We start from the raw sequence: 12,610 nt of genomic DNA, 5'->3' as shown, positions 1-12,610 counted from the left end.
CGGCTACACGCTTATTTGTTCGGGTGGGTTATCGAGCAGCGCGCGCAGACGCAGCATGGCATCTTCGAACTTCTCAAGCGAGACATGCCCATTCACCGCTATACGAACGGCATTTGGCGCGCGACCATCCCGCAGCGCGAATTCATCGGCCGATCGCAGCTGAATACCTTCCCGCTCGGCCGCACGGCTGAACGCAGCGGACCGCCAACCGGAAGGCAGATGAAGCCAGACGAAGGGAATCTCCGAATCCCAGTTTAGATCGAAGCCACCCAGGGCGTTTACCGCCACACGTACATATTCGCCCATCTTGGTACGGACGTTTTTTGCAAGTTGCCTCGCCTCTGGATGTCCCAACAGCAACCGCGTCAACTCAGCCAAAGGCTGGGCGAGCCCGAAATACCCGTATTCTGCAGAACGCCGCAGATCGACGCTCTGCTCTTTCGGTGCGATGGCGAAACCTACCCGTAATGCTGGTGTGAGAGTTTTCGAAATTGACGAAACATGCCAGCCCCGTTCGGGTGCCAAAGCACGATAGCTGGGCGCGCGGGCCTCGCCCATGCGATAGCAATCGTCTTCAATGATCTGTAATTCATGCTTTCGCGCAATCTCGACAACTTCTTTGCGCCGTTCCAACGGTGAATGCCCGCCCGTTGGGTTCTGCACTTCGGGTGAGACGCAGATCGCCTGCGCCTTCGTCTGCCTGAGGATGTGGTCCAGCGCATCGGGGCTTATGCCCCATTTGTCCATTTTTACCCCGACAACCTCGGCGCGCATCAACTCACCTGCCCGTCTGAACCCGGCATAAGACAAGTCCTCAACCAACACGATGGGTTTCGGATCTTTCAGAACGGTCTGGAACACAACGCAAATGCCACTTTGCCCACCATGTGTCAGTACAATGTCATCTGCATTCAATGAGCCCAGAGGAAGATCTGACAACCAGTCGGCCACAACCTGGCGCACGGGTAGGTAGGCATCTCGGGTCGGATAGTTCATAAACATCCGCGGATCGCCTTTTGCAACCTTTTCAAGGCATTCGCGGATTAATGTCACCTGCCCCACATCTGGCAAGCGTGGGCTGAACAGACTGACGTTGGATTCATATTTGTCGTCCCTCAGATGTAACTGCCGCGACCAGACATCGTCCAGAATGGGCGATCTCGGCGGGGCTACAAATGTACCACGCCCGACCTCGGCTTGTAGCAAACCTTCATCGGTCAGGATCGTATAGGCGCGCGCGACTGTGCCTGGTGTAATCTTTAATCGATACGCCAGTTCCCGCACCGGAGGTAGTTTCTTTCCAACCTCCAGTGTTTTGTTTTCTATCGCTTTTCGGATCGTGTCAGCGACCAGAGTATATTTTGGACCTTTGGATTTCGGTAACGCCTCTGGCCAAATTGTATCCATTACAATTCTTCCTTTGATTTCGACACAATGCTGAATGTATCAAAGTAGTGTACCGAACATTTTTACTTTGTGTCAATACAATTTGAAAGGATACCCAAGATGACACGCGCAATGCACAACCCCGCCCTCTTGCTGCTGAACGACAGCCCCCGGCTGCCGCTGATCGCCGCGCTGGCCGTGCGGTTTGCGGCGTCGGTCACACAATGGGAACAACGCCGCCGCAGCCGGGTAAACTTAGGTAAGCTGGATGACAGGCTGCTCCGCGATGTCGGGCTGACCCGCCATCGGGCAGATGCAGAAGTCAGCCGCTATTTCTGGATGAAATAGATTATCCCCAGTCCCATCTAAGGGACCTCTTCCTGGCCGGGGTTTATCCCCGGCCTTTTTTACCCAAAGGCAGCAGCGGCTGAGCCTTCTGGAGGAAGCGAATAGGTCATGCTGGCCCGCGCGACGGGCTTGTCAGAGCCTTCCGAGTAAATCAGCACATCCCCGACAGCCAGTGTTCGACCTAATTTCAACAACCTACACTCAGCAATCAGGTCCGCCCCGCCTTCAGGCTTGTGCAAGAAATCCAGAGAACTGTTGGTCGTGACAGCCAGAGATTGCCGACCTTTCCGCGCCAAAACCATTGCATATACACTGACATCGGCCAGCCCGAACATGGATGGACCAGATACTGTGCCTCCGGGGCGCAGGTGACGGTCTTCGACCCTCAGGCGCATGGTGATGTTGGCTTCTGTCAGACCCTCGACAACAAAGTCGTTATGAACCTGTGGAAACACCTGCGCCAGGTATTCCGTCAATTCTTGTTTATTCAGTGCTAATGACATGCTTCCCCTCGTCGCTCTGCCCGCCTAGAGTTGGCCTGAACGCCAGCGGGAGGGCAAGATGGCAATTCTGGAACGTAACGATACAGGTGCGATTGCACGGCTTCGAATGAACGCGCCTGAGCGGTTGAACGCCCTCAGCGATGAAATGCTGGCGGCCCTGCAGGCAGAGTTCGATGCGCTGCGCGAAGACAAGTCGATTCGTGTTGTTGTTCTTTCCGGTGCGGGGAAAGCGTTTTGCGCGGGGCACGATCTGAAACAGATGACCCAGGGGCGGCAGGCACCCGATGGTGGGCTTTCCTATTTTCAGGATCTGTTCGACCGATGTGCCAAGATGATGATGTCCATTCAGTCCCTGCCCCAACCCGTGATCGCCCAAGCGCACGGGATCGCCACTGCCGCAGGGTGTCAGCTTGTAGCAACCTGTGACCTGGCAATCGCGGCCGAGGGCACACGGTTCGGCGTAAATGGTGTCAATATCGGCTTGTTCTGCTCCACTCCGATGGTGGCTCTCAGCCGGAATATACCGCGGAAACAGGCGTTTGAAATGCTCACGACCGGTGATTTTATCACCGCCGAACGCGCGGCCGAGCTGGGTCTGATCAATCGAGCGGTTCCCGAGAACTTGTTGGAAGATGAAACCAATGCGTTGGCCGAGAAGTTGGCAGGCAAGCTCAGCAGTGCCGTGAAAATCGGTAAAACCGCTTTTTATCAACAGATTACAATGCGGACTGATCAGGCATACGATTATACCGCCGAGGTAATGGCACAGAATATGATGGACCGGAATACTGAGGAAGGGATTAGTGCCTTTATCGAAAAGCGCCCGCCTGATTGGCACCAGTAACGCAATTATTTAATACATTTTTGCCGACTGTTCGCATTTTTTCACTTTTCAAAAGGGCGACACTGTGGCAAAGCTGGGTCAAGGCCAAGGCCTGACCATACTTTTGGGTCGCCGTGGGCGGAAGGTCCCTCCAAGCTGGTTTCTCTCACCGGCGTTGACATTCCCGCAGCGGCGACCCCAAGAATCCCCCTCAGAACTAAAGCGATTACTGCGCATTGCGCATGGCGCTGCTCTGCCCTATTTGGCAGCACATGACAGAGACATTGCATATCGTGGGCGGCGGCATGGCCGGGTCCGAGGCCGCCTGGCAGGCAGCGGAAATGGGCGTGGATGTTGTGATCCACGAAATGCGTCCTAATGTGGGCACGTTTGCACACCAGACCGGCAATCTGGCCGAGATGGTGTGTTCGAACTCATTCCGATCGGATGATGATGAACAGAACGCAGTCGGCTTGCTGCATTGGGAAATGCGCGCGGCAAACGGGTTGATCATGACGACCGCAGATTGCCATCGCCTGCCTGCGGGTGGCGCGCTTGCGGTTGACCGTGATCCTTTTGCCGAAGCCGTAACTGCCAAACTGAAGGCCCATCCACGGGTCTCGGTCTCAGCGGAAGAAGTAACCAGTCTACCCCAAGACGGAAAGTGGATCTTTGCAACCGGGCCGTTGACCTCGCCCGCATTGGGGGAAGCCATTCGCGCAGAGACTGGTGCCGAGGCGCTGGCCTTTTTCGACGCGATCGCCCCCATCGTCTATGCAGACAGCATTGATATGAGCAAAGCCTGGATGCAGTCACGCTACGACAAGGGCGAGACTGAGGAAGAGCGTACCGCCTACCTCAACTGTCCGATGGATCGTGATCAGCACGAAGCCTTCATTGATGCGCTGCTGGCTGCAGATAAGACCGAATTCCACGAGGGAGAGACCGCTGGTTATTTCGACGGCTGTCTGCCGATCGAGGTTATGGCCGAGCGCGGTCGTGAAACTTTACGCCATGGCCCGATGAAACCTGTTGGCCTGACAAATCCGCATCAACCGGACGTAAAACCTTATGCCGTCGTCCAATTGCGGCGCGACAATGCCTTGGGCACGTTGTTCAACATCGTCGGTTTCCAAACCAAGATGAAATACGGTGCGCAAACCGAGGTATTTCGTATGATACCGGGTCTGGAAAATGCCAGCTTTGCGCGATTGGGTGGCATTCACCGCAATACTTTCATCAACTCTCCGACTTTGCTGGACGCGCAGATGCGGCTCAAGTCTAGGCCAAATATTCGTTTTGCGGGGCAAATCACGGGGGTGGAAGGCTATGTGGAAAGCGCAGCGATGGGCCTTTTGGCAGGCCGTTTGGCCGCTGCCGAAATACTAGGCCGATCCCTTCCCGACGTACCGCAAGACAGTGCGATGGGCGCATTGATCCACCACATCACGGGCGGCGCCGAAGCCAAGACCTTCCAGCCGATGAACGTGAATTTCGGTCTGTTTCGCCCGGTCGACGGCCTGAAGGGGGGGCGCCGAGGCCGCAAGGACCGCTACAAGGCCTATACCGATCGCGCCAAGGAAGTCTGGAGCGATTGGGTAAAGCAGTGTTGACTGGACGTCGCCCCCAGCCTGCGCCTAACATGTAAGGTATGAGCGATAAGTTTCTGAAAGACACATACAATCTGAATTCTGCCCAGGAAACGCACGATCACTACCAGAAATGGGCGGCCTCATACGATGATGAGGTCGGTGAGCACGGATATGTCACCCCGGACCGTGTTGCGGCAGCATTGAAATCCTTTGTCTCAGATGCTGATGCGCCAGTGCTGGACTACGGATGCGGTACCGGGTTGTCGGGTTTGGCACTTCGCAAGGCGGGTTTTCGTGTCATCGATGGGATGGATCCAACACCAAAGATGCTGGAAGGTGCCGCTGCCAAGGGGGTTTATCGCAACTTGATAAACTTCGAAGTTACTGATCCCAACCCCATTGAGGCCGAAGCTTACTCAGCCATAACATGCATTGGCGTCATCGGTGTTGGTGCCGCGCCGCCTGAAACCTTTGATCTACTTATGAACGCGCTGCCACGTGGCGGATATCTGGCGTTTTCCTTCAACGATCACACTTTGGCTGACCGCACTTACACCGGGCGGCTGAACGACTGGCTGGACATGGGTCACGCAAGGCTGTTATTCCGCGAATACGGTCCGCACCTACCGGGTATGGACATGAAATCTGACGTTTATGTTGTTGAAAAAAAGTGATATTCAGAACGCGTTTTGCGCCATCGCCAACAGGTCCGCTGCATTTGGGGCATGCCTATTCCGCGCTTCTTGCGTTTGATCAGGCACGGGCTGCGGGTGGATCATTTCTTTTACGGATCGAAGATATTGATCAATCGCGATCCAGGTCCCATTGGGACACCCAGATCTACGACGACCTGCACTGGCTTGGACTGCGCTGGCCGCACCCGGCGATGCGCCAGTCGGACAGGCTGCCGCGATACAGAGAGGCATCGGAAATTCTGAAAAACATGGGCCTTGTCTACCCTTGCAGCTGCAATCGTGCCGATATCGAATCTGCGGCCGGTGCTCCGCAGGAAGGTGTACCCCAGTTCGGACCTGACGGGCGCATCTATCCAGGCACGTGCCGCGACCGCCCTTTGTCGGATGCTTCAGCTGGGGATGTTCTGCGCCTGAACATGCACAAGGCAATCAAGGCATCCGAACTTCGTGGATTTTGTGAAACTGGTGCGAAGTATTTGGGAACGCATGAGCTTGATGCGCACAACCTCATGAACGCGGTTGGCGACATCATTCTCGTTCGGCGCAATATGGGCAGTTCGTATCACCTGTCCGTCGTGGTTGATGATGCGGATCAGAACATCTCCCATGTGGTCCGGGGCGAGGATTTGTTCGATGCCACGCAGATACATGTCCTTTTACAAGGGCTGCTTGGGTTGCCGACACCTGTTTATCATCATCACCGTCTGATCCGGGACAACAACGGCAAACGCCTCGCGAAACGTGACGACGCACGCGCCATCTCGCTTTATCGCGAACAAGGAGCATCTCCCGCTGAAATCAGAGAGATGGTGGGCATTTGACCTGACCACCATCAGAGGCCCCACTATTCCATCGGCTTCATGAGTTCGACTTCGGTCTCATTGCGGACGGCCGTGTAGAAACAACTTCGCCGGTTGGTGTGACAGGCTGGCCCCGTTTGGTTCACCACAACCAGCAGGCAATCCCTGTCGCAATCGACGCGAAAATCCACCAGGGCCTGCAAGTGGCCTGAGCTTTCGCCCTTGATCCAGAACGCCTGTCGTGACCGCGACCAATACGTAACCCGTCCGGTTTCCAACGTTTGCTCGATGGATTGGGCATTCATCCAGGCCATCATCAGAACCTCGCCCGTCGCTTCGTCCTGTGCGATCGCGGGGATCAAACCCGCCTCATTGAATTTCAGTGTCGACGGATCGAACAAGACTGCGTCAGCCATCGCAAAAACCTTTTGCATCCCAGAATCCCGCCATTATGTATGGGGAATGGACAACGAGGGAAAGCCATGAGCGGCGAAACCGATCTGATCAAGCTCTATTCCGGACGCATCTTGGCGCTAGCTGCGGATATTCCTCATCTGGATCGCTTGGATAATCCCGATGCGACGGTAAAGAAACGAGCCCCTTTGTGTGGATCGACCGTGACTGTAGACGTCAAGCTCGAAGATGGGCGGATCGTGGACTTTGGGCAAGACATCAAGGCCTGTGCGTTGGGTCAGGCCTCGGCTTCGGTCGTAGGCAGCGCCGTGATCGGGGCGACGCGGTCGCAGGTCGAAACCGCACGTGATCAGCTTTCCGCAATGCTGAAGAAAGACGGCCCTGCCCCCGAGGCGCCCTTTGACGGGCTCGAAGTTCTGATGCCCGCGCGGGACTACAAGAACCGCCACGCGTCAATCCTGCTGGCGCTTGACGCGACCGCCGAGGCGATGGAGCAGGCCGAACAAGCCAACTGCGCCTGATTGGCTTTTCCATACAAAGCCGTATAGGGTGCCCCCAATGATTGGGGGGGCTAACGTGAACAATTTGCTGGAACATTTTGTGACGCTCTGGGTCGTGATCGACCCGATCGGCACCATCCCCGTCTTTATCGCTGTCACTGCTGGGATCGCGACGGGTGCGCGTCGTAAAACCGCTTTACTGGCCGCGTTGGTCAGCGCAGGCATTCTGCTGTTCTTTCTGATCTTTGGGCAACTTGTGATCGAGGCTTTGGATATCGGCCTTAACTCGTTTCAGGTTGCAGGCGGAATTATTCTGTTTCTCTTCGCTCTGACCATGATCTTTGGCGAAAGCAAACAGGTGATCGAGCAGCGCCAGGCCGAAGAGGACCTGGACGACAAAATGCACAAGACCAATCCGGCCATTTTCCCTTTGGCCGTCCCTTCGCTTGCGTCACCGGGCGCGATGCTGGCGATAGTGGTTCTAACGGACAACAACCGATACAGCGTCGCCGATCAGAGCATCACTGCACTGGTTATGTTGGTCGTTATTGCCATAGCGTTTGTGCTGATGCTGCTGGCCGAGCCGATCATCCGGTTGATCGGGCATTCCGGCGCAGCGATCATCAGCCGCGTGATGGGGATGATCCTTGCATCCGTCGCCGTAAATTCAGTTCTATCCGCCACGATCGAAATCATCAAAACCGGACAGCTGTAAAAAGAACCGCCGCACCTTCCGGGCGGAAAGGGCGGCGGCAAGTCATGCGTTTCTCATGTAGGGTCCGGATCACCGCACGGGGCCGAGGCAGGCCCCTTCAAGGGAAATGGGACAGGCAGGTCACCCTTGACTATGACGGGGAGACAAGCGCGGTGTGATCGGCACGAGATCGCAGGCAGAAAGGCTTAGAACCCGGTTGGCAGGTGAAGGGCAACCACCAGCATCACAACCAGTGAAACCGCGCCCGCTGCATCCTGCAAAATCGTGGATTGTGAACGGGTAAAGGCAGTTTTGATCTGGCTCAGCATGGTCTCACCTCCGGTCAGGTTTAATCCTTTGTTGACCTTTTGTTCTCATATTTTAACGAGTCGGTAAAGAACTTTTTGAGAACATTTGTGAACTTAGTGGGATTTTCGGTCTAACCCACTGATATCAAACGGATCGCCTGATCCTGCTTCATAAGCCACAGAAGAACACGCGCAGCCTGCCCCCGATCCGAGGTCAATTTGGGGTCTGCGGACAGCAAAGCGCGCGCATCTGATTGCGCCACCGCCATCAGCCCAGCTTGCCTTTCAAGATCAGCTATCCGGAACTTTGGCAGGCCAGATTGTGCGGTTCCGATCAAGTCACCCGCACCGCGCATCTGCAGATCGGTCTCGGCAATGCGGAAGCCGTCTTCAGTTTCTCGGAGTACCTCCAGCCGTTTGCGACCACCCTCGCTAAGCGGTGGCTGATACATCAACAAACAGGTTGAGGCATCTTCACCACGTCCAACTCGGCCCCTAAGCTGATGCAACTGCGCCAGACCAAAAATCTCTGCCCGCTCAATCACCATGATCGTGGCGTTGGGCACGTTCACCCCAACCTCGATCACCGTAGTAGCGACAAGGACTTTGGTCTTACCACTCTGAAACGCCGCCATTGCCGCGTCTTTATCGGCGGGCGGCATTTGGCCGTGTACCAGACCCACCACATCGTCCCCCAAGATCGCGCGCAACCTTTTGAAACGCTCTTCAGCTGCAGTCAGGTCCGAGACCTCGGATTCATCGACTAATGGGCACACCCAATAGCATTGTTTGCCTGCATCAATCGCACCGCGCAGATGGGCCACAACTTCGTCCATGCGTTGCGTGCTGACGACTGCGGTCTTGATCGGTTTACGGCCCGGCGGCTTTTCATCCAGCACCGAGACGTCCATATCGCCGTACTGCGCAAGCGCCAAACTGCGCGGGATGGGCGTAGCGGTCATCACCAGCACATCCGCGCGTTGGCCCTTTTCGGACAGCTCCATGCGTTGGCGGACGCCAAAACGGTGCTGCTCATCAACGATGGCCAGCCTTAGGGCTTTGAATTCAACATCGTCCTGAAACACCGCGTGGGTTCCGACCAATATCTGAATATCTCCCTGCTTCAGCGCAGCCAGCTTCGCTCGACGCTCAGCCCCCTTGTCGCGCCCGGTCAGGATTTCCAGCACAACTCCGGCTTCTTCTGCCAATGGTCGCAGCCCTTCAAGATGCTGCCGGGCAAGGATTTCGGTAGGGGCCATCATCACCCCCTGCCCGCCAGCTTCGACGGCTATAAGCAGCGAAACAAATGCTACCAGAGTCTTTCCTGCCCCCACATCGCCCTGAAGCAACCGGTTCATCCGCGTCTTAGCGGCCATATCTGCCGAGATTTCCTCGATCGCGCGTGTCTGCGCTCCGGTTGGTCGATATGGAAGGCTTGCCAGCACCTTGGATTGCAACACGCCGGTGCCGAGACTGACGATCCCTCGCGCTTTACGCTCACGCTGTCGTGCCAGGGCCAGCGTCAGTTGATGTGCGAGCAGCTCATCGTAAGCCAGACGTTCCCGCGCGGGCGAAAAAGGTGCTACGTCGTCCGCCCCCTGCGGGTGATGCGCCGCGTGAATAGCAGTTGCCCAATCAGGCCAATTCTGTTGTGCCGCCTGAGCGGGGTCGGCCCATTCGGCCAATGCAGGTACTCGCGCCAACGCGCTTTGAGCAGCTTTATAGGCAGTTTTTTGCGTTACACCCTGCGTCAGATGATAAACCGGCTCAAACTCGGGCAATTCGCCTGCGTTTTCAGGCGCGACCATATGATCGGGGTGTACCATCTGAGCCATGCCATCGAACAGCTCAAGCTTTCCCGATACCACCCGGCGTGCGCCCTCCGGCAACAGCTTCTTCAGATAATCCCCTCGGGCATGAAAAAACACCAGTTGGAAATCCGCCTGACTGTCTTCAACATGAATGCGATATGCGCCCCCTTTGTTCCGCGGTGCTCGATGCGCGCCGATCGTCACCTCAACAGTCAGAGTCGTCGGAAGGTCGGCGCCCTGAATCGTATCGCGTCGCCGCCGGTCAATCACCGCATAGGGTAGCGAAAACAATACATCGCGCGGTGAATCGATCCCTAATTGGCCCAGAAGCTGCGCGGTCTTCGGCCCCACACCATCTAGTGTTTCAAGACCCGCAAACAGCGGAAAGAGCTGTTCAGGCCTACCGCTCATAGATCGCCAATCAGTTGAAGCCAGCTATCTTCATCCAAGGTTTCGATGCCCAGATCAGCCGCTTTTTTCGCCTTGGACCCTGCGCCCGGGCCCGCCACGAGCAAATCAGTTTTCTGACTGACCGAGCCAGATACCTTGGCCCCCAGCGCTTCGGCGCGGGCCTTGGCCTCGGCGCGTGTCATCTTTTCAAGCGTTCCCGTAAACACGACGGTTTTTCCTGCGACCGGACTGTCCGACGCAGGAGCCTCTGGTGGAACAACCGTCAGATGTTTACGCAGATCATCAAATGCTTGGCGTTCCTCCGAATTGGCAAACGCATCAGATAGTGACAACCCGAGCGTGGCGCCTATTCCGTCGATACCAATCAGATCAGCCCAGGCGCTGGCGGCATCCGACGAAACATCCATTCGCGCGAAAGCCGCGTCCCTAACTTCTTTAACTTTCGCGCGTCTCGCTTCTGCAGTAGCCGCGATTCTCTCGGCGTCTTCCGCTTCATCGGCTGCACGCTGCGCAAGCGCGGCAGGCCGGGCCGTATCAATGGAGGCCGCCATTACATCCCATTCCCGATAAAACAACGCCAAATCTCGCGCACCAACTTCGCCCACATGACGAATCCCCAGAGCGAACAACAGACGGGCAAACGGTATGGTTCGCTTGTCATCGATCGCTGCAAACAGGTTGCTTGCCGATGTCTCGCCCCAGCCGTCGCGGTTTTTCAACCGGGCCAGGTTTTCGGTGTCGCGATCTTTCAATGTAAATATGTCAGCGGGTGTGTTTATTGGCAGAAGAGGATCGCCATAAAACATCTCGATTTGTTTTGCGCCAAGCCCTTCGATATCGAACGCCTTGCGCGATACGAAATGTTTGAGTTTTTCAACCGCCTGCGCGGGACATATCAGCCCCCCTGTGCAGCGGCGGACCGCATCCCCCTCTTCCCGGATTGCGTCGCTGTCACATTCCGGGCATTTCGTCGGGAAAGCAAAGGGCCGCGCATCATCGGGTCGTTTCGACAGATCAACATCCGAGATTTTCGGGATCACATCCCCGGCCCGATAGACCTGAACCCAATCTCCAACGCGAATATCCTTGCCCTCACGAATGACTCCGCCTTTGGCGTCCCGCCCTGCAATATAATCTTCATTGTGTAGGGTCGCGTTCGAAACAACTACCCCGCCAACGGTTACCGGATGCAGCCGCGCTACCGGGCTAAGCGCGCCCGTACGGCCCACCTGAATGTCGATGGCTTCAAGCCGCGTCCAAGCCAGTTCGGCAGGAAACTTGTGCGCAATCGCCCAGCGGGGCGTGGTAGATCGGAAACCCAGCCGGGCCTGCAGACTCAGATCATCGACCTTGTATACGACCCCATCAATATCATAGCCCAAGGTCGCGCGCTGAGCTTCAATCTGACGGTAATGTTCCAACATCTCATTAGTCGTTGAGCAACGCCTTGTCAGCGCATTTACCTGGAACCCCAAGGTTTTGAGGCGATCAATTGCGCCCATCTGAGTCTCAGCTAGCGGTGCAGACAGTTCACCCCAGGCGTAGGCAAAGAATTTCAGCGGGCGAGATCGTGTTATTTCGGAATCCAGTTGACGGAGCGAACCAGCCGCAGCGTTGCGCGGATTTGCAAAGGTCTTTCCACCTGTTTCGACCTGACGTGCGTTCAAAGCCTCGAAATCATGGTGAGACATGTATACCTCGCCGCGAACCTCAAGAACGTCTGGTGCACCCTCAATTCGGTGTGGAATATCGGAAAGCGTACGCGCATTTGCGGTAACGTTTTCACCGGTATCACCATCACCACGTGTTGCAGCCTGCATCAGTTCACCCTGCTCATACCGCAGGGATAATGACAGGCCGTCGATTTTGGGCTCAGCTGTATAGGCGAGCGGTGCCTCATCTCCCAGTCCCAGATATTTGCGGATCGAGCGGTCAAAATCGGCAACATCCGTGTCATCAAACGCATTGCCCAGTGACATCATACGCACGGCGTGGGTCACTTTTGCAAACCCATCTGAAACGCGTGCGCCCACTTGTTCAGTAGGGCTGTCGGAGCGTTTCAGTTCGGGGAATCGCGCCTCGATCTCGGCATTGCGACGCTTGAGAGCATCATAGTCGGCATCCGAAATTTCTGGAGCATCTTCAGTGTGATAAAGCTGGTTTGCCCGCAGCAGTTCGTTGGCGAGCCGGGCCAATTCTTCCCGTGCTTCATCTTCTGTCAGATCTGCGATTGCTGTGGTATCGCTCATGGCCCCGCCCTGTCACATCGTCTTGAAAACCAGTGATAGGACGAGGCCATGGTCAGGTCCAGTGTTGTACTGAAAC

General features: G+C 56.1%; 12 protein-coding genes and 1 pseudogene. 7 read left to right on the top strand and 6 right to left on the bottom strand.

Going from position 1 to position 12,610, the window contains the following annotated elements; genetic code table 11:
- Window positions 1–3 precede the first annotated feature (3 nt).
- Entirely contained in the window at window positions 4–1,407 is a 1,404-nt protein-coding gene (locus tag ACR0AY_RS02380; protein ID WP_170595657.1) for an aminotransferase-like domain-containing protein, read from the bottom strand.
- A gap of 99 nt (window positions 1,408–1,506) precedes the next feature.
- On the opposite strand from ACR0AY_RS02380, the gene ACR0AY_RS02375 reads away from it, so the two are divergent.
- On the top strand, window positions 1,507–1,734 hold the full coding sequence (locus tag ACR0AY_RS02375; protein WP_170393113.1) for a YjiS-like domain-containing protein: 228 nt from the start codon (window positions 1,507–1,509) through the stop codon (window positions 1,732–1,734).
- A gap of 59 nt (window positions 1,735–1,793) precedes the next feature.
- Here the strand turns inward: ACR0AY_RS02375 and ACR0AY_RS02370 are convergent, their stop codons facing one another.
- Window positions 1,794–2,237 carry a PaaI family thioesterase gene (locus ACR0AY_RS02370; RefSeq protein ID WP_480453676.1) on the bottom strand — a complete coding sequence of 148 codons (444 nt, stop codon included), beginning with the start codon at window positions 2,235–2,237 and terminating at the stop codon, window positions 1,794–1,796.
- A 49-nt stretch (window positions 2,238–2,286) separates the two neighbouring features.
- Here ACR0AY_RS02370 and ACR0AY_RS02365 point away from each other — a divergent pair.
- From ACR0AY_RS02365 to gluQRS, 4 genes and pseudogenes are all read left to right on the top strand, one after another.
- A pseudogene (locus tag ACR0AY_RS02365) lies at window positions 2,287–3,081 on the top strand (enoyl-CoA hydratase); the annotation flags it as partial.
- A 251-nt stretch (window positions 3,082–3,332) separates the two neighbouring features.
- Complete coding sequence (gene trmFO / locus ACR0AY_RS02360) at window positions 3,333–4,673, top strand: methylenetetrahydrofolate--tRNA-(uracil(54)-C(5))-methyltransferase (FADH(2)-oxidizing) TrmFO (RefSeq protein ID WP_170509999.1); 1,341 nt, start codon at window positions 3,333–3,335, stop codon at window positions 4,671–4,673.
- Between the two features lie 38 nt (window positions 4,674–4,711).
- Window positions 4,712–5,326: a class I SAM-dependent methyltransferase gene (locus ACR0AY_RS02355; RefSeq protein ID WP_170510000.1), complete on the top strand. Its 615-nt coding sequence runs from the start codon at window positions 4,712–4,714 to the stop codon at window positions 5,324–5,326.
- Entirely contained in the window at window positions 5,323–6,168 is an 846-nt protein-coding gene (gene gluQRS / locus ACR0AY_RS02350; protein WP_170510003.1) for a tRNA glutamyl-Q(34) synthetase GluQRS, read from the top strand. Before ACR0AY_RS02355 ends, gluQRS begins: the two co-directional genes overlap by 4 nt.
- A gap of 23 nt (window positions 6,169–6,191) precedes the next feature.
- On the opposite strand, the gene hisI is transcribed toward gluQRS, so the two are convergent.
- On the bottom strand, window positions 6,192–6,581 hold the full coding sequence (gene hisI / locus ACR0AY_RS02345; protein ID WP_170510006.1) for a phosphoribosyl-AMP cyclohydrolase: 390 nt from the start codon (window positions 6,579–6,581) through the stop codon (window positions 6,192–6,194).
- A gap of 48 nt (window positions 6,582–6,629) precedes the next feature.
- Here hisI and ACR0AY_RS02340 point away from each other — a divergent pair, with 48 nt between their 5' ends.
- On the top strand, window positions 6,630–7,082 hold the full coding sequence (locus ACR0AY_RS02340) for an iron-sulfur cluster assembly scaffold protein (RefSeq protein ID WP_480453675.1): 453 nt from the start codon (window positions 6,630–6,632) through the stop codon (window positions 7,080–7,082).
- A 55-nt stretch (window positions 7,083–7,137) separates the two neighbouring features.
- Window positions 7,138–7,776, top strand: coding sequence for a MarC family protein (locus ACR0AY_RS02335; RefSeq protein WP_170393121.1), 639 nt, complete (start codon window positions 7,138–7,140; stop codon window positions 7,774–7,776).
- Window positions 7,777–7,961: 185 nt separating this feature from the next.
- Here ACR0AY_RS02335 and ACR0AY_RS02330 read toward each other — a convergent pair whose 3' ends face one another.
- The 3 genes from ACR0AY_RS02330 to ligA all read right to left on the bottom strand — a co-directional run bounded on the left by ACR0AY_RS02330 (window position 7,962) and on the right by ligA (window position 12,534).
- Window positions 7,962–8,084: a hypothetical protein gene (locus ACR0AY_RS02330; RefSeq protein WP_255612104.1), complete on the bottom strand. Its 123-nt coding sequence runs from the start codon at window positions 8,082–8,084 to the stop codon at window positions 7,962–7,964.
- Between the two features lie 110 nt (window positions 8,085–8,194).
- Window positions 8,195–10,285, bottom strand: a complete 2,091-nt coding sequence (recG, locus tag ACR0AY_RS02325; protein WP_170510009.1) for an ATP-dependent DNA helicase RecG — start codon at window positions 10,283–10,285, stop codon at window positions 8,195–8,197.
- Window positions 10,282–12,534: an NAD-dependent DNA ligase LigA gene (gene ligA / locus ACR0AY_RS02320; protein WP_170510012.1), complete on the bottom strand. Its 2,253-nt coding sequence runs from the start codon at window positions 12,532–12,534 to the stop codon at window positions 10,282–10,284. Before ligA ends, recG begins: the two co-directional genes overlap by 4 nt.
- Window positions 12,535–12,610 lie beyond the last annotated feature (76 nt).

The sequence above is a fragment of the Ruegeria sp. A5 genome (genome assembly GCF_056543005.1).
Note: the sequence above shows the minus strand (reverse complement) of the source record. Positions and strands in the feature narration are given on the sequence as shown.

Bases quoted from the DNA above. Each gene is read 5' to 3' on its own strand.
- ACR0AY_RS02380 (WP_170595657.1), bottom strand. From the start codon at position 1,407: ATGGATACAATTTGGCCAGAGGCGTTACCGAAATCCAAAGGTCCAAAA.
- ACR0AY_RS02375 (WP_170393113.1), top strand. From the start codon at position 1,507: ATGACACGCGCAATGCACAACCCCGCCCTCTTGCTGCTGAACGACAGC.
- ACR0AY_RS02370 (WP_480453676.1), bottom strand. From the start codon at position 2,237: ATGTCATTAGCACTGAATAAACAAGAATTGACGGAATACCTGGCGCAG.
- trmFO (WP_170509999.1), top strand. From the start codon at position 3,333: ATGACAGAGACATTGCATATCGTGGGCGGCGGCATGGCCGGGTCCGAG.
- ACR0AY_RS02355 (WP_170510000.1), top strand. From the start codon at position 4,712: ATGAGCGATAAGTTTCTGAAAGACACATACAATCTGAATTCTGCCCAG.
- hisI (WP_170510006.1), bottom strand. From the start codon at position 6,581: ATGCAAAAGGTTTTTGCGATGGCTGACGCAGTCTTGTTCGATCCGTCG.
- ACR0AY_RS02340 (WP_480453675.1), top strand. From the start codon at position 6,630: ATGAGCGGCGAAACCGATCTGATCAAGCTCTATTCCGGACGCATCTTG.
- ACR0AY_RS02330 (WP_255612104.1), bottom strand. From the start codon at position 8,084: ATGCTGAGCCAGATCAAAACTGCCTTTACCCGTTCACAATCCACGATT.
- recG (WP_170510009.1), bottom strand. From the start codon at position 10,285: ATGAGCGGTAGGCCTGAACAGCTCTTTCCGCTGTTTGCGGGTCTTGAA.
- ligA (WP_170510012.1), bottom strand. From the start codon at position 12,534: ATGAGCGATACCACAGCAATCGCAGATCTGACAGAAGATGAAGCACGG.